The following is a 15,526-nucleotide window of genomic DNA, read 5'->3' on the forward strand; positions in this document are numbered from 1 at the left end:
TTTTCATGTTGTTTGTAACAATTCAAGAGTTAGAGGCCGCCATCAACTACTGGCGAAGCCAGTCCCCATCAGAGGGTGACGAGTTGCGCCCTTTGCCCAGAAGCCTCCGCGCTAGCTAAGCCATATGCGCTGATGATCGTCCAGGGGGCCCAGAGGGTTCCAGTAGATGTTCTGGACGAGTTGGCGCGCTCGGCAATTCAAAAGTTCCAAAAAATCCCCTAACTAATTTTTATTCGCGCACACCTTTGTCGTTTAGGGTTATTGCTATATAAAGCTAGGCTATCTTGGGGTATTCTCATATTCTTGCTCCCAGGTAGGGGGTAGAGGGCATGAGATTGCAAGAAACAATATTAAAAACAATAGGACTGGGGAAATCTTTTAAGGGATTTTCTGCGGTTACTGACGTAAATCTGGATGTTGCGCGGGGAACCATCCACGCGTTAATCGGACCCAATGGCGCCGGTAAGACTACCTGCTTTAATTTACTAACTAAGTTTTTGGAGCCAAGTAGTGGCCAAATCTTATTTAACGGTTTTGATATCACCAATGAGGCCCCTGCACAAATCGCACGCCGGGGCATTATTCGCTCTTTTCAGATTTCAGCGGTTTTTCCACACTTAACTGTGATCGAAAATGTTCGTGTTGCACTCCAACGTGGATTGGGTACGGAATTTCATTTTTGGAAGTCCGGAGACTCCTTAAATGTCTTGAATGAGCGCGCCCTAGAGCTTCTTCATGAGGTTGGATTAGAAGACTTTGCTCATGAAGAGACCTTAAATTTGGCTTATGGCCGAAAAAGGGCCCTTGAAATTGCAACGACCTTGGCTATGGAGCCCGAGCTGATGCTTTTGGATGAGCCCACACAAGGTATGGGGCATGAGGATGTGGAGCGCGTAACTGAGTTAATTGATCGAGTGGCTAAAGGCCGCACTATTTTGATGGTTGAGCACAACATGAAGGTGGTTTCTTCGATTGCTGATCGTATTACAGTTTTGCAGCGAGGCTCAGTCCTGGCTGAGGGCTCTTATCACGAGGTCTCCAACAATCCATTGGTTGTTGAGGCTTATATGGGAAGTCATGGGGGAGACATCCTATGAGCACCATGGCGCTAGAGGTTAAAAACTTAGAGTCTTGGTACGGCGAGTCCCACATTTTGCACGGCGTTAATTTTGCCGTACGCGATGGCGAAGTGGTTACTTTGCTTGGTAGAAATGGGGCTGGCCGAAGCACCATCCTGAAAACAATTCTAGGACTAACCAGCAAAAGAGCTGGTTCGGTTGAGGTTTATGGAACACAAACCATCGCCATGCCGACCTACAAAATTGCGCGCCTCGGGGTTGGTTTTTGTCCAGAAGAGCGCGGAATTTTTGCAAGCTTAAGTGCTGAAGAAAATTTATTGCTTTTGCCGGAGATTGCTCCTGGCGGCATGGGTTTGGATGAGATTTATGAAATGTTTCCAAACCTTTATGAGAGAAGAAACAGTCCTGGCACCCGCCTATCAGGTGGCGAGCAGCAAATGTTGGCAATGGCGCGCATCTTAAGAACCGGTGCAAAGCTGTTGCTATTGGATGAGATTACCGAGGGGTTGGCACCTGTAATTGTGCAAAAGCTTGGCGAAGTGGTAACTAGCTTGCGCAATAAGGGCTTCACTATTGTGTTGGTTGAACAAAACTTCCGCTTTGCTGCACCTTTGGCAGATCGCCATTATGTGGTTGAGCACGGAAACGTGGTTGAGGTTGTAAATCAGAATGAGCTTGCCGAAAAAGCAACTCTATTAAATGAGTATCTTGGTGTTTAGTGCATTTCTATAGGAGACGGTAATGAAGTTAAAGCAAATAACCGCGTGTCTGGTTGCGGCGACCATGTTTGGTTCAAACCCAGTGTTTGCGCAAAGCGCACCAAAGGTCAGTGGCGACGTAGTGAAGATTGGCGTGTTAACAGATCTTTCTTCTACCTATTCTGACTTGGCTGGCCCTGGTGCAGTGATTGCAGCGAAGATGGCAATTGCTGATTTTTCTAAAGATGGCACTGTTATTGGCAAGAAGATTGAGCTTGTTAGCGCCGATCACCAAAACAAGGCTGATATCGCGGCAAATAAAGCGCGCGAATGGTACGACAAAGACGGTGTAGACGTTATTGTTGAATTGGTTTCAACCAACGTGGCTTTAGCTGTGATGGAAGTGGCAGAGCAAAAAAATAAAATTACGCTCGTTTCAGGCGCAGGGTCTTTAACTATTACCAACGAAAAATGCACACCAAACAATGTGCATTGGGCTTATGACACCTATGCATTATCAAATGGCACAGGCAAGGCAGTTGTGAAGCAGGGTAAAAAGAATTGGTACTTTATTACCGCTGACTACGCTTTCGGTGCGGCTCTTGAGAAAGATGCTACAGCTGTTGTGACTGCTAATGGCGGTAAAGTTTTGGGTACCAGCAAGCACCCGTTCCCTAACAGCGATTTTTCTTCCTACTTGCTGAAGGCACAAGCTAGTGGCGCAGATGTGGTTGCGTTGGCTAATGCCGGTCAAGACACCATTAATACCGTAAAGCAGGCTTCCGAGTTTGGCATCAATAAAAAGCAAACCGTTGTGCCATTGTTGATGTTTATTTCAGATGTGCACTCTTTGGGCCTCCCTGCTGCACAAGGCATGTACCTCACAGAAGGCTTCTACTGGGACAAAGATGATAAAACTCGCGCATTTGCTAAGCGCTTTATCTTGCAACACAAGCGCATGCCAACCATGGTGCAGGCAGGCGTTTATTCCTCGGTTTTGGCTTATTTAAATGCGGTGCAAAAGGCTGGTACCGATGACACGCAGGCTGTGATGAAGGCTCTTAAATCTACCAACATTGATGACGGTCTCTTCAAGGGCAAAATTCGTGCTGACGGCAAATTTGAGCATGACATGTACTTGCTTGAAGTTAAGAAACCAGCTGACTCCAAGAGTCCTTGGGATTACTACAATGTTCGCGCTGTAATTCCTGCTGCGGAAGCCACTTTGCCTCTTTCACAATCGAAGTGCAAGTTAGTTAATAAGTAAGAAACTTAGAAATCAAGAATGTTTGAACTTCTCGGAATTACCCCTCAAGGGCTGGTAGCCCAGCTCTTGGTGGGGCTGATTAATGGCTCGTTTTATGCCATTTTGAGTTTGGGATTGGCCATTATTTTTGGCCTTCTCAACATCATTAATTTTGCGCATGGGGCTCAGTACACCATGGGTGCTTTTATTGCCTGGATTGGTTTAACTCAAATTAGCCAATGGCTTGGCTTTCCGGACTTATCTATCAATTATTGGTTTGCACTGATTGTTGTGCCGCTGGTGTTGGCGGGATTTGGTTTAATTCTTGAGCGCACGATGTTGCGCCGCTTGTATCACCTTGATCACTTGTATGGTTTGTTGTTGACTTTTGGTTTGGCTCTCATAATTGAGGGTATGTTCCGTCATTGGTACGGCATCTCTGGTGAGAGTTATCCAGCCCCGGAGTTGTTACAGGGAGCAATCCCCTTAGAATCGCTGGGCATCATCCTGCCTAAGTATCGTGTATGGGTTGTAGTGATTTCCATGACGGTATGCTTTTCAACTTGGTATGTCATTGAGCGTACCAAGTTGGGCGCCTATTTACGCGCTGGAACTGAAAATCCTAAACTGCTGCAAGCATTTGGCATCAATGTTCCGTTGATGATTTCTTTGGCCTACGCATACGGCGTTGGTTTGGCTGGTTTTGCTGGTGTTTTGGCAGCCCCAATTTTCCAGGTAAATCCTTTAATGGGTTCTAACCTCATCATTGTTGTTTTTGCCGTGGTGGTGATTGGTGGCATGGGCTCCATCATGGGCGCCATATTGACTGGCTTAGGGTTGGGTCTTGTTGAGGGCCTCACCAAAGTCTTTTATCCAGAGGCGTCTGGCGTTGTGATTTTTGTGATCATGGCAATTGTTTTGTTGATTCGTCCTGCTGGTCTGTTTGGGCGGGAGAAATAAATATGAATCCAAAAACAAAACTGCTATACGGCATCTTGATTCTGATTGCGCTGTTATTGCCATTCCAGGATTTTATTTATCTTGTGTTTGCAATGAAGGTTTTGTGCTTTGCTCTTTTTGCCTGCGCATTTAACTTGTTGCTTGGTTTTACCGGGCTGCTGTCTTTTGGTCATGCCGCCTTCTTTGGAACCGCGGCTTACATTACGGCCTATTTTTGTAAAGAGGCTGGCTTATCCCCTGAGCTTGGCATTGTGCTCGGCATGCTTGGGTCTGGAGCTCTTGGGTTCTTGATCGGCGCACTCGCCATTCGTAGGCAAGGTATTTATTTTGCAATGGTGACCTTAGCCCTGTCGCAAATGGTTTACTTCCTGGCGGTTCAACTTCCCTTCACTGGCGGTGAAGATGGAATTCAGGGTGTTCCTCGCGGCATGTTGTTTGGCCTGATCGACTTGAAAAATGATGTGGCGATGTATTACTTTGTTCTGGCTGTTTTCTTATTTGGTTTTGCTGTGATCATGCGCGCAGTACACTCTCCATTTGGTCAGGTGCTGAAGGCAATCCGTGAAAACGAGCCTCGTGCAATTTCTCTTGGTTACGATGTTGATCGCTTTAAATTAATGTCCTTTGTAATCTCCGCCGCTCTTTCCGGGTTGGCTGGGTCAATGAAGTCCCTGGTGTTCCAGTTGGCCACATTGACTGATGTTCATTGGCACATGTCAGGCGAGGTTGTATTGATGACCTTGCTTGGTGGCATGGGAACTATTCTCGGCCCTGTGGTTGGCGCCGGGATTGTTGTCGGTCTGCAGAACTATTTAGCAAACATCGGTTCTTGGAGCACGATTGCTACGGGATTTATTTTTGTAATTTGCGTTTTAGCATTCCGTCGCGGTGTAGTTGGAGAAATTGCTGCGCACTATAAAAACAAAAACTAAGTTTTTGTTTTTCCTTTTATTATTTGATTTTTAGTATGGCGCCATAAAGCGCCATACTCATTTAATTAAAAGAGACTCTCATCGAATTTTCAATTTATATTTGGCCGCTGCTTTTGGCTACCGCTTTTTTTGCAGGGCTTGTTGATGCTGTTGCCGGAGGGGGCGGCTTAATTCAGGTCCCTGCTTTGTTTGCAGCCTATCCAGACGCACCCCCAGCAACATTGCTTGCAACCAATAAGCTTGCTTCGGTTGGGGGGACGGTTAATGCTGCGCGCAAATTTCTGCGCCATGTTTCTTTGCCTTGGGCAGTTGTAGGTGTAGCAATTGTTGCAGCTTTTGTGGGCTCGCTTATGGGTGCAAACGCTGTAAGCCACATTCCTGCAGAGCCTTTGCGGAAGGCCCTTCCCTTTGTTTTAGTTTTTTTATTAATCTACACCTGGTTTCAGCCCTCACTTGGTGAGGCTCACGCCCCAAAGGGCGTGACAACATATCAGCAATTTAAAGCTTTACTCCTTGGCCTCATTATTGGTTTTTATGATGGGTTCTTTGGCCCTGGAACCGGGAGCTTTTTACTGTTTGGTTTTGTGCGCTTCTTTGGCTTTGACTTCTTGCATGCATCTGCAGCAACAAAACTAGTAAACGCGGCCACCAACTTGGCGGCTATTTTGATGTTAGCTAGTCTTGGACAAATTAATTGGGCCTTGGGATTTGTGATGATGATTGCCAATATTGCGGGGAGTCAATTCGGTAGTCGCCTGGCAATTAAGCATGGTAGCGGTTTTGTAAGAAAAGCTTTTTTACTTATTGTGAGCGCACTGATATTGAAGTCAGCTTGGAATGCTTATTTCTCCAATTAAATCAATCACTTAGAAATAGTACTCTTATTATCTGGTTACTTTGATAGTTTTTGTTTCACGTGAAACAAACAAAATGCTATGATCATCGCCCTATCTGAGGCAAATCATGCGTTATTCCAAAAGTTTCGATGTCATCGTAGTTGGCGGCGGCCACGCTGGGACTGAGGCCGCCCTTGCATCTGCCCGCATGGGTTGCGAAACCCTATTAATTACTCACAGCATTGAAAGCCTCGGCGCTATGAGCTGCAATCCCTCTATTGGCGGGATTGGCAAAGGACATTTAGTTAAAGAAATTGACGCCATGGGTGGCGCAATGGCGGCCGCTACGGATGAGGCTGGTATTCAGTTCAGAATCCTCAATTCCAGCAAGGGCCCGGCTGTTAGGGCTACGCGCGCCCAAGGCGACCGCATTTTATATAAAGCGGCTATTCGTCGCCGCCTTGAAAATCAACCTAATTTGACCCTTTTTCAGGCTGCTGTTGACGATTTGTTGGTCAAGGGTGATGAGGTCCAGGGTGTGGTGACGCAAATGGGCCTGGAGTTTATGGCTAAAAAGGTAGTGCTCACGGCCGGCACCTTCTTGGATGGAAAAATCCACGTTGGCTTAAATAATTATGCTGGCGGACGTGCGGGCGACCCCGCAGCCGTCTCTTTGTCATCTAGATTAAAAGAGTTGAAACTTCCTCAGGGAAGACTAAAGACCGGCACCCCACCCCGTATTGATGGTCGAACTATCGACTTTTCAGTCATGCTGGAGCAGCCAGGGGATTTGGATCCTGTGCCCGTATTTTCTTGTTTAGGTCGCCCAGAGCAGCACCCCAAACAGGTTCCCTGCTGGATTTCTCATACAAATGAAAAGACTCACGACATCATTCGGGGCGGTTTAGATCGTTCTCCAATGTATACGGGCGTCATTGAGGGAGTTGGCCCTCGCTACTGCCCCTCAATCGAGGACAAGATCCATCGGTTTGCCTCCAGAAACAGTCATCAGATCTTTTTGGAGCCAGAAGGTTTAACTACTAATGAGTTTTACCCTAACGGAATTTCTACCAGCCTGCCTTTTGATGTTCAGTGGGATTTGGTTCGCAGTATTCGTGGCATGGAGTCGGCGGTAATTGTCCGCCCTGGCTATGCAATTGAATATGACTTCTTTGATCCACGTCAACTCCGACACAGCCTGGAGACTCGCGCTATTGGTGGACTTTACTTTGCCGGCCAGATTAATGGCACAACAGGCTATGAAGAGGCTGCTGCACAGGGTATGTTGGCCGGCATTAATGCTGGATTGGCAGCCAAAGGAAAAGAGCCTTGGTTGCCAAAGCGCAGCGAGTCCTATATTGGGGTTCTGGTCGACGACCTGATAACCCGAGGCGTTCAAGAGCCGTATCGCATGTTTACCAGTCGCGCTGAGTATCGCTTGAGTTTGCGTGAAGATAATGCAGATATGCGCTTAACCACTATTGGGCGAGAGCTTGGTTTGGTTGATGACTACCGCTGGGAGGTGTTTTGCAGAAAACAGGAGGCTGTTTCACGTGAAACATCTCGTTTGCAAGATATATGGATTGGGCCAAAACATGAGGCGGCACCTTTAGTTTCTCAATTGTTGGGCCAGGATTTGTCCCATGAATGTAATTTAACCGAGCTATTGAGGCGTCCAGGTGTTACCTATGAGGCAATTACTGCCTTAGGTGATGGAATGTGGGCCCCAGAAATCCTCGATGATGATTTAGGTTTGGCTGCCCAAATTAGCGATCAGGTAGAAATTTCCGTTAAATATCAGGGTTACATCGATCGCCAAGCTACAGAAATTGCTCGTCAAGAACACAATGAGTCCTTCCCCCTGCCCGAATCACTCGATTATTCCCTGGTTGTTGGCCTATCTAAGGAAGTTCAACAAAAACTTAATTTGCATAAACCTGAAACATTGGGTCAGGCTGGCCGTATTTCCGGCGTCACACCTGCCGCCCTCTCCCTTTTATTGGTGCACCTTAAAAAAGGCTTGGGCCGCACCCAAGAAACCCATGAGTGAAGGGCTGCTCGCCTTGGGAATTGAGGAGCTTGGCCTCGAATTAAGCTCGACCAATATTGCTGATTTAGAGTTATTTTTGCAGGAAATGGGGCGCTGGAATCAGGTCCATAATCTCACGGCAATTGAGGGTGAAAAGGACTCTATTAGGCTGCACCTTATTGACTCCATTGCAGTTTTGCCGGTGTTAAGGCAATTTCTGAAGGCCCCCTCACCCAAGATAGCAGATCTCGGTTCTGGAGGCGGACTACCGGCAATTCCGATCGCCATTCTTCAGCCAGGGTGGCAGCTTTCATTGATTGAGGCCATACGCAAGAAGACCGCATTCCTGCAGCATGTGCGCGGCAAGTTAAGACTTAAAAATATTCAAGTGCTTTGCGAACGAGTAGAAGATGCTGCAGTGCAACAACCAGCACAATTTGATGCGGTGATTTCTCGCGCATTTACTAATCTTGCACGCTTTTTGGAGTTGTCATTGCCCTTCTTAAAACCAGAAGGCCTGGTATTCGCAATGAAGGCCAAGCGTGCTGATGATGAAATGAAGGATGTTTGTATGGATGATTGGCGCTTAGTGGCCGATGAACCCCTTCATATACCTAACTTAGCGGTGGAGCGGCGCCTTTTAGTGCTGTCCCCCGTGAGAAGATCCGCCCCACCATTTAAGTAAAAGCAAAAAGTAGCCATGGCCAAAATTTTCTGTATCGCAAATCAAAAAGGTGGTGTTGGTAAGACCACAACCGCTGTTAATTTAGCGGCTGGATTAGCCGGGCTTAAGCAACGTGTCCTACTAGTGGATTTAGATCCACAAGGCAACGCCACCATGGGTTCTGGTGTAGAAAAGGCAGATCTCAATAGCAGCGTGTATCAAGTTCTCATTGGCTTAGCTTCGGTGAAAGATTGTGCACAACGTTGCGAAAGTTCTGGATACGACGTGTTGCCCGCAAATCGCGATTTAGCTGGAGCAGAAATTGAATTGGTTGACATCGATGCGCGCGAATCCCGTTTGAAAGATGCGCTCGCACAAGTCGCCAATGATTACGACTTTATTTTGATCGACTGTCCGCCAGCATTATCTTTATTAACCCTTAACGGATTGTGTGCGGCAAATGGTGTGATTGTTCCAATGCAATGTGAATATTTTGCACTAGAGGGTTTATCTGATTTGGTAAATACGATCAAACAAGTGCACGCAAATTTGAATCCAGATTTGGTCATTATTGGTTTGTTGCGCGTCATGTTTGATGCGCGGATGACTTTGCAGCAACAGGTTTCCGATCAGTTACTTGAGCACTTTGGCGACAAAGTATTTAAGACTATTATTCCGCGCAACGTACGCCTTGCTGAGGCCCCTTCTTACGGACTTCCCGGGGTAGCTTTTGATAAATCATCCCGTGGTGCAAAAGCCTATTTAGAGTTTGGCGCTGAGATGGTTGAGCGCACCAAACAGATGTAATTTGTAGAAAGAAAATAAAGATCATGGTTGCTATTAAGAAAAAAGGTTTAGGTAGAGGTCTTGAAGCTTTGCTTGGAGAAAAAACTCAGCAAGTAAGCCCATCTACTGATATCAATCGTTTGCCACTAACCGCTTTGCAAGCGGGCAAATATCAGCCGCGTCAAAAAATGGAAGCGGGCGCATTACAAGAGCTGGCAGAAAGCATTCGTGAGCAAGGTGTTATGCAGCCTTTGTTGGTGCGATTGGTGGCTCCTGGTAAGTATGAAATTATTGCGGGCGAGCGACGTTTTCGTGCGGCAACGATTGCGGGATTAAAAGAAGTTCCAGTTTTGGTTTCGAGTGCTGATGATCAGGCTGCTGCAGCAATGGCTTTGGTAGAGAACATGCAGCGTGAGGATTTAAATCCCCTTGAAGAAGCCCAAGGATTGGCTAGGCTGATTGAGGAGTTTGGTTTTACGCACGAACAGGCAGCAAAAGCGGTGGGCAAGTCTCGTAGTGCTATTACCAACCTATTGCGCCTTGCCCAGCTGGCAAAGCCAGTACAAGCCATGCTGTTGGCTGGGGATATCGACATGGGGCATGCTCGTGCACTCTTGCCGCTGCCGGGCGCTAGTCAGGTGGCTTTAGCCCAAAAAATCTCTGCGCAGGGCTTGTCTGTTCGTGAAGCAGAGCGAATGACAGCCGCATTGGTGGTCGCGGGCGGTCAAATAGGGGACAAAAAGTCTAAAAGTAAACTCGGCAAATCTACGCAAAGTGCTGATCCAGATATGCAGCGTTTAACCCAGGACATAGCAGATTTGATTGGCTTAAGCACGGAATTTAAGCTTAAAGGCAAGGGCGGAGAACTCAGAATCCGCTTTAGCCAATTTGATGAGCTTGATTCCCTGTTAAAAAAGTTGGGTATTGAGTCATAAATTAGGTAGAAAAATGTCTCCAAATCCTTTGACATATTGCACTGCACACACTAAACTTCCGGGGCTAAATTGATTCCTCATAAAAATCAATTTTCCGAGGCAAATGAATGGGATGAGCCCGAAGAAGTCATTCGGGTTTACAGCAAGGAAGAGATTGTTGCGCTGCAGCAAAGTGATGCGACAAAATACCGCGCCCTATCTCCTTGGAAAATTATTTTGGCCCAAGTACTAGTTACTGCTATCAGTATGGTGTTTTGGTCATTTTTTGGGGAGCAAGTAGGGGTAAGCGTTTATACTCAGTCGGCCTTTTTAGGTGGTTTAATTAGCGTCTTGCCTACGACCTTGTTTTTAATTAGGTTGGAGTTGGCAAAAAAATCGCAAAAATTAAGTCCAGGAAGATTTTTGGCTGCATTAGTTTCTGGCGAATTTATCAAAATCGCTGTGACATTGATGTTGTTTGTAGGGATTGCGTATTACGTCCCTGGCGTGCTTTGGGTCCCCTTGTTGGTGACTTACCTGCTTGCTTTGAAGTGCGTATGGCTGGCGTGGTTGTGGCGATAAGTAGTGAAAATTGAGATTGAAACAAAGGACTAGTTAAGAGATGTCTAGCGAAGTAAACCAAGCCCACGAGGCAGCAGAACAAATGACGCCAACGGCGTACATTTCTGAGCATTTACAAAATCTCACCAGCACTGGTGAGCACCAATCTTCTATTGTTGATTTCAGCGTCATCAATTTAGACACCATTTTTTGGGCTTCATTGATGGGCTTCATCGCGGTATTTATTCTGCTGATTGCAGCGCGTCGTGCAACCCCTGGAGTTCCAGGTCGGTTTCAGTCCTTGATTGAAATGATTGTGGAGATGGTCGACACACAAGCCAAGAGCATTGTTCATGGCGACCGTACTTTCATTGCCCCTCTCGCACTCTTCGTATTTTTCTGGATCATTCTCTTAAACACCCTCGACTTAATTCCTGTTGATTGGGTGTTGGGCGTAAATCATTTCATTGGTAACTTTGGTGGTCACGTACCGCATAACCGCATGGTTCCAACAACCGATTTAAATGCCACTATGGGCATGTCTCTTTCAGTATTGGTTTTGGTGTTCTTTTACAGCTTCAAAGTAAAAGGTTTTGGCGGCTTCTTGCATGAACTTATTTCTGCCCCTTTCGGTGCGAAATGGTATTTGGCCCCTTTCAATCTTGCATTGAACATCATTGAGTATTTGGCGAAAGGCGTTTCCTTGGGAATGCGACTTTTCGGCAATATGTACGCTGGCGAATTGGTTTTCTTATTGATCGCCCTACTCGGCAGCGTATGGACCTTTAATTTAGATTTATCCCTGTTCGGATTGGTGGGCCACGTTATTGCTGGATCAGCTTGGGCCATCTTCCACATTTTGGTTATTTTGTTGCAGGCCTTTATTTTCATGATGTTGACCTTGGTTTACATCGGGCAAGCGCATAGCCATCACTAAGATTTTATTTTTAACTTACCTCTTTTAACTTCAGGAGTCAGCAACATGCAAGCATTTTTAGCAACTATTCAAGGTTCAACAGCTATCTGTATCGGCATCATCATCGGCCTCGGCGCGATCGGTGCATGTTTGGGTATCGCATTGATGGGTGGCAAGTACATCGAAGCATGTGCACGTCAACCAGAATTGATGGAGCCACTCCAAACTAAGATGTTCCTTTTGGCTGGCTTGATCGATGCTGCGTTCTTGATCGGCGTTGGTGTTGCAATGTTGTTTGCTTTCGCAAACCCACTGCTCGCAGTTATTAAGTAATTGTTTTGGCGTGGATGACCAAAAGGTCATCCTACTGTTCTCAACAATACTGAAAGGAATATCGTGAATCTGAATGCGACCCTATTCGCGCAAATGATCGTTTTCTTCGTCTTATGGTGGGTTGTTGCACGCTTTGTGTGGCCACCGCTAGTTAAGGCGTTAGATGAGCGTTCAAGCAAAATTGCTGATGGTTTAGCTGCTGCCGAGCGCGGTAAAGAAGCACTCGCATTGGCCAGCAACGAAGCTGAGCAAGAATTATCTAAAGCACGCCAAGAAGGTGTTCAACGTGTTGCCGAAGCTGAAAAGCGTGCACAAATGTCGGCCGAAGAAATTCGCGCTAACGCACAAGCTGAAGCCGCTCGAATCATCTCTCAAGCTAAGCAAGATGCAGATCAACAGGTAACGCGCGCACGTGAAGTGTTGCGCGCTGAAGTTGCTGTTCTTGCTGTTAAAGGCGCCGAGCAAATTTTGCGTCGTGAAGTTGATGCAAAAGCTCACGGCCAGTTGCTTGACCAACTAAAGGCAGAACTTTGATATGGCTGAATTAGCCACTATTGCACGTCCTTATGCTGAAGCGCTTTTTCAAAGCGCCAAGCCAGCTGAGCTCGCTGGATGTTTGGAGCAACTAAACGAATTGGCACAGCTTGTAGCTTTGCCAGAAGTTGCTGCTTTATCAAACAATCCAAAGGTATCAGCTGATGATTTAAGCAAGTTGCTTTCTGGCATGGTGAAAACCAAGCTCGACCCTAAGGTTGCTAGCTTTTTGAATCTTGTGAATCAAAACCACCGCTTAGCAGCCGTTCCTGAAATTGCTCATCAATTTGAAGCAATGAAGAACAAGAGCGAAGGCGCAGCAGAAGTAAATATTACTAGCGCATTCCCTTTAGAGGGATCTGCGTTAAATGATTTGTTGTCAAGTTTGAAGAAGCGCTTTGGGGGTAAAGAATTGCGCCCAACTATTCAAATTGATCCAACGTTGATTGGCGGAGTTCGCATTCAAGTTGGCGATGAAGTAATGGATAGTTCTGTTAAGGCCCAGTTAGCTCAAATGCAAGCAAGTCTTGGCGCATAAGTGATCCCTATTAAGAACATACGAAATAAGACCCAGGAGTAAGTAATGCAACTCAACCCTTCCGAGATCAGCGAGCTGATCAAAAGCCGAATTAGCGAATTGGGCGTTGACTCCCAAGTTCGCAACGAAGGCACTGTAATTTCAGTGACCGACGGTATTTGCCGCGTACATGGCTTGTCAGGCGTTATGCAGGGCGAAATGTTGGAATTTCCTAACAACACTATCGGCCTCGCATTAAACCTTGAGCGTGATTCTGTTGGCGCCGTAGTGTTGGGTGAGTACACCCACATTAAAGAAGGCGATCCAGTGAAATGTACTGGCCGCATTTTGGAAGTTCCAGTAGGCCCAGAGTTGCTCGGTCGCGTTGTAAACGCACTCGGTCAGCCTATTGACGGCAAAGGCCCAATCAATACTAAGTTAACTGACTTTATCGAAAAAGTTGCTCCAGGTGTTATCGCACGTCAGTCTGTTAGCCAGCCAGTTCAAACTGGTTTGAAGGCGATTGATGCAATGGTTCCAATTGGCCGTGGTCAGCGTGAGTTGATCATTGGTGACCGTCAAACTGGTAAGACTGCAGTTGCGGTTGACGCGATCATTAACCAAAAAGGTAAAGGCGTTTATTGCGTTTACGTTGCGATCGGTCAAAAAGCTTCCACTATTGCTAACGTTGTTCGCAAGCTCACAGAATTGGGCGCGATGGAGTACACCGTTGTTGTTGCAGCGAGTGCTTCTGAGTCTGCAGCGATGCAGTACCTCTCAGCATACGCAGGTTGCACCATGGGCGAATACTTTCGCGATCGCGGCGAAGACGCTTTGATCGTTTACGATGACTTAACTAAGCAAGCAGTTGCTTACCGTCAAATTTCCTTGTTGCTCCGCCGCCCACCAGGCCGCGAAGCTTATCCTGGCGACGTGTTCTACCTCCACTCACGCTTGCTCGAGCGCGCTGCTCGTGTAAATGCTGAATATGTTGAGAAGTTCACCAACGGCGCAGTAAAAGGCAAGACTGGTTCTTTGACAGCATTGCCAATTATTGAAACTCAAGCTGGCGACGTTTCTGCATTCGTTCCAACTAACGTGATTTCGATTACTGATGGTCAGATCTTCTTGGAAACTGACTTGTTCAACGCTGGTGTACGTCCTGCGATTAACGCCGGTATTTCTGTATCCCGCGTTGGTGGCGCTGCACAAACTAAAGTGATTAAGAAATTGTCTGGCGGTATTCGTACCGACTTAGCGCAATATCGTGAATTGGCAGCGTTTGCTCAGTTCGCATCCGACCTTGACGAAGCAACCCGCAAGCAGCTAGAGCGTGGTCGTCGCGTTACTGAATTGTGTAAGCAAGCTCAGTACAAGCCACTCCAGGTTTGGGAAATGGCCGCTTCACTTTATGCTGTTAATAACGGCTACTTCGATGACCTCGAAGTGAAGAATGTTTTGCCATTCGAAAAAGGTTTGCAAGATCATTTGAAATCTAAATTCGCTGACTTAGTTGCGCGCATTGAAGAGACCAAAGATTTGAGCAAAGATGACGAAGCCGCATTGCGCGCTGCTATTGAGGATTACAAGCGCTCTGCCTCTTTCTAAGAGGGCTCGCATAAATCATGGCAAGCACAAAAGAGATACGATCTAAGATCAAGAGCGTGCAAAACACGCGCAAGATCACGAAGGCAATGGAAATGGTCGCCGCATCCAAGATGCGTCGCGCCCAGGAGCGCATGCGTAATGCGCGTCCCTATGCTGAAAAAATTCGTGAGATTGTTGCTAACCTTTCTAAAGCAAATCCCGAGTTTCGCCCTGCTTACATGGCAACTCGTGAAGTGAAGAAAGTTGGCACGATTTTGGTTACAACCGACAAAGGCTTGTGCGGTGGTTTAAATACCAACGTCTTGCGTTTGATTGCTAACCAAGTGCGCGATTTACAGGACAAGAATGTTGAGATTGCGTACACCGCAATTGGTTCAAAAGGCCTGCAATTTCTAAATCGCTCAAAAGCAAAATTGATTTCTCAAACAATCCAAATTGGTGACACACCACATATGGATGTTTTGATTGGCGCAATTGTTGCCCAATTAGAAGCGTTTGAGCGTGGCGAGATTGATGCTGTTTATTTGGCATACACCCGCTTTGTAAATGCAATGAAACAAGAGCCTGTTTTAGAAAAACTCTTGCCCTTGGAGTCAGAAGCTTTGACTCCACAAGAGAAAACAGGCAATTCTTGGGATTACATCTATGAACCTGATGCAGAGTCCATTTTGAATGGCCTGCTAAAGCGTTATGTAGAGGCAATGATTTATCAAGCTGTTGCTGAAAATATGGCTTCAGAACAATCTGCACGTATGGTCTCAATGAAGGCCGCTTCAGATAATGCGAAGAATGTAATCGGCGAATTGCAATTGGAATACAACAAAACACGACAGGCTGCTATTACTAAAGAGTTGTCAGAAATTGTTGGCGGAGCGGCTGCGGTTTAAGCGGTTAGCGTTTAAGAATACGAAAG

The 15,526-nt window shown here is 46.5% G+C and carries 17 protein-coding genes and 1 pseudogene; all 18 read left to right on the forward strand.

Translation table 11 applies throughout. The features are described 5' to 3' along the window. The first annotated feature begins 5 nt into the window (after positions 1-5). The 18 genes and pseudogenes from ICN36_RS01925 (at position 6) to atpG (ending at position 15,500) form a co-directional block, all read left to right on the forward strand. Positions 6-222: pseudogene (locus ICN36_RS01925) on the forward strand (DUF3717 domain-containing protein). A 107-nt stretch (positions 223-329) separates the two neighbouring features. Beyond that, positions 330-1,097 (forward strand): ABC transporter ATP-binding protein, encoded by a 768-nt coding sequence (locus ICN36_RS01930; protein ID WP_216226757.1) that lies wholly within the window; start codon positions 330-332, stop codon positions 1,095-1,097. Beyond that, positions 1,094-1,798: an ABC transporter ATP-binding protein gene (locus ICN36_RS01935; RefSeq protein ID WP_216226758.1), complete on the forward strand. Its 705-nt coding sequence runs from the start codon at positions 1,094-1,096 to the stop codon at positions 1,796-1,798. The genes ICN36_RS01930 and ICN36_RS01935 overlap by 4 nt, the downstream gene beginning before the upstream one ends. 22 nt (positions 1,799-1,820) lie before the next feature. Beyond that, positions 1,821-3,044 carry an ABC transporter substrate-binding protein gene (locus tag ICN36_RS01940; RefSeq protein ID WP_216226759.1) on the forward strand — a complete coding sequence of 408 codons (1,224 nt, stop codon included), beginning with the start codon at positions 1,821-1,823 and terminating at the stop codon, positions 3,042-3,044. Positions 3,045-3,062: 18 nt separating this feature from the next. Then, complete coding sequence (locus tag ICN36_RS01945) at positions 3,063-3,983, forward strand: branched-chain amino acid ABC transporter permease (protein ID WP_216226760.1); 921 nt, start codon at positions 3,063-3,065, stop codon at positions 3,981-3,983. A gap of 2 nt (positions 3,984-3,985) precedes the next feature. Beyond that, positions 3,986-4,915 (forward strand): branched-chain amino acid ABC transporter permease, encoded by a 930-nt coding sequence (locus tag ICN36_RS01950; RefSeq protein WP_216226761.1) that lies wholly within the window; start codon positions 3,986-3,988, stop codon positions 4,913-4,915. Between the two features lie 107 nt (positions 4,916-5,022). Next, on the forward strand, positions 5,023-5,772 hold the full coding sequence (locus ICN36_RS01955) for a TSUP family transporter (RefSeq protein WP_216862020.1): 750 nt from the start codon (positions 5,023-5,025) through the stop codon (positions 5,770-5,772). Between the two features lie 106 nt (positions 5,773-5,878). Continuing rightward, positions 5,879-7,801 (forward strand): tRNA uridine-5-carboxymethylaminomethyl(34) synthesis enzyme MnmG, encoded by a 1,923-nt coding sequence (gene mnmG / locus ICN36_RS01960; RefSeq protein ID WP_216226762.1) that lies wholly within the window; start codon positions 5,879-5,881, stop codon positions 7,799-7,801. Continuing rightward, on the forward strand, positions 7,794-8,465 hold the full coding sequence (gene rsmG / locus ICN36_RS01965) for a 16S rRNA (guanine(527)-N(7))-methyltransferase RsmG (protein WP_216226763.1): 672 nt from the start codon (positions 7,794-7,796) through the stop codon (positions 8,463-8,465). Before mnmG ends, rsmG begins: the two co-directional genes overlap by 8 nt. A gap of 15 nt (positions 8,466-8,480) precedes the next feature. Next, a complete protein-coding gene (locus tag ICN36_RS01970; protein WP_216226764.1) occupies positions 8,481-9,251 on the forward strand; it encodes a ParA family protein in 771 nt (256 codons plus the stop codon). Positions 9,252-9,274: 23 nt separating this feature from the next. Continuing rightward, positions 9,275-10,165 carry a ParB/RepB/Spo0J family partition protein gene (locus tag ICN36_RS01975; RefSeq protein ID WP_216226765.1) on the forward strand — a complete coding sequence of 297 codons (891 nt, stop codon included), beginning with the start codon at positions 9,275-9,277 and terminating at the stop codon, positions 10,163-10,165. A 69-nt stretch (positions 10,166-10,234) separates the two neighbouring features. Further along, on the forward strand, positions 10,235-10,726 hold the full coding sequence (locus ICN36_RS01980; protein WP_216226766.1) for an ATP synthase subunit I: 492 nt from the start codon (positions 10,235-10,237) through the stop codon (positions 10,724-10,726). A gap of 40 nt (positions 10,727-10,766) precedes the next feature. Further along, entirely contained in the window at positions 10,767-11,642 is an 876-nt protein-coding gene (gene atpB / locus ICN36_RS01985) for a F0F1 ATP synthase subunit A (protein ID WP_216226767.1), read from the forward strand. Positions 11,643-11,687: 45 nt separating this feature from the next. After that, complete coding sequence (gene atpE / locus ICN36_RS01990) at positions 11,688-11,954, forward strand: F0F1 ATP synthase subunit C (RefSeq protein ID WP_011901869.1); 267 nt, start codon at positions 11,688-11,690, stop codon at positions 11,952-11,954. A gap of 63 nt (positions 11,955-12,017) precedes the next feature. Next, positions 12,018-12,488: a F0F1 ATP synthase subunit B gene (locus ICN36_RS01995; RefSeq protein WP_216226768.1), complete on the forward strand. Its 471-nt coding sequence runs from the start codon at positions 12,018-12,020 to the stop codon at positions 12,486-12,488. A 1-nt stretch (position 12,489) separates the two neighbouring features. After that, on the forward strand, positions 12,490-13,026 hold the full coding sequence (locus tag ICN36_RS02000; RefSeq protein WP_216226769.1) for a F0F1 ATP synthase subunit delta: 537 nt from the start codon (positions 12,490-12,492) through the stop codon (positions 13,024-13,026). A 45-nt stretch (positions 13,027-13,071) separates the two neighbouring features. Beyond that, positions 13,072-14,613, forward strand: coding sequence for a F0F1 ATP synthase subunit alpha (gene atpA / locus ICN36_RS02005; RefSeq protein ID WP_072582050.1), 1,542 nt, complete (start codon positions 13,072-13,074; stop codon positions 14,611-14,613). Positions 14,614-14,630: 17 nt separating this feature from the next. Next, positions 14,631-15,500 carry a F0F1 ATP synthase subunit gamma gene (gene atpG, locus ICN36_RS02010; protein ID WP_216226770.1) on the forward strand — a complete coding sequence of 290 codons (870 nt, stop codon included), beginning with the start codon at positions 14,631-14,633 and terminating at the stop codon, positions 15,498-15,500. Positions 15,501-15,526: the final 26 nt, after the last annotated feature.

The organism is Polynucleobacter sp. UK-Gri1-W3, assembly GCF_018881595.1.
In the GTDB taxonomy this organism is placed as follows: domain Bacteria; phylum Pseudomonadota; class Gammaproteobacteria; order Burkholderiales; family Burkholderiaceae; genus Polynucleobacter.

Coding starts and splice junctions, on each gene's coding strand:
- ICN36_RS01970 (WP_216226764.1), top strand. CDS start 8,481: ATGGCCAAAATTTTCTGTATCGCAAATCAAAAAGGTGGTGTTGGTAAG.
- rsmG (WP_216226763.1), top strand. CDS start 7,794: ATGAGTGAAGGGCTGCTCGCCTTGGGAATTGAGGAGCTTGGCCTCGAA.
- ICN36_RS01940 (WP_216226759.1), top strand. CDS start 1,821: ATGAAGTTAAAGCAAATAACCGCGTGTCTGGTTGCGGCGACCATGTTT.
- atpA (WP_072582050.1), top strand. CDS start 13,072: ATGCAACTCAACCCTTCCGAGATCAGCGAGCTGATCAAAAGCCGAATT.
- mnmG (WP_216226762.1), top strand. CDS start 5,879: ATGCGTTATTCCAAAAGTTTCGATGTCATCGTAGTTGGCGGCGGCCAC.
- atpG (WP_216226770.1), top strand. CDS start 14,631: ATGGCAAGCACAAAAGAGATACGATCTAAGATCAAGAGCGTGCAAAAC.
- ICN36_RS01930 (WP_216226757.1), top strand. CDS start 330: ATGAGATTGCAAGAAACAATATTAAAAACAATAGGACTGGGGAAATCT.
- atpE (WP_011901869.1), top strand. CDS start 11,688: ATGCAAGCATTTTTAGCAACTATTCAAGGTTCAACAGCTATCTGTATC.
- ICN36_RS01935 (WP_216226758.1), top strand. CDS start 1,094: ATGAGCACCATGGCGCTAGAGGTTAAAAACTTAGAGTCTTGGTACGGC.
- ICN36_RS02000 (WP_216226769.1), top strand. CDS start 12,490: ATGGCTGAATTAGCCACTATTGCACGTCCTTATGCTGAAGCGCTTTTT.
- atpB (WP_216226767.1), top strand. CDS start 10,767: ATGTCTAGCGAAGTAAACCAAGCCCACGAGGCAGCAGAACAAATGACG.
- ICN36_RS01945 (WP_216226760.1), top strand. CDS start 3,063: ATGTTTGAACTTCTCGGAATTACCCCTCAAGGGCTGGTAGCCCAGCTC.
- ICN36_RS01975 (WP_216226765.1), top strand. CDS start 9,275: ATGGTTGCTATTAAGAAAAAAGGTTTAGGTAGAGGTCTTGAAGCTTTG.
- ICN36_RS01950 (WP_216226761.1), top strand. CDS start 3,986: ATGAATCCAAAAACAAAACTGCTATACGGCATCTTGATTCTGATTGCG.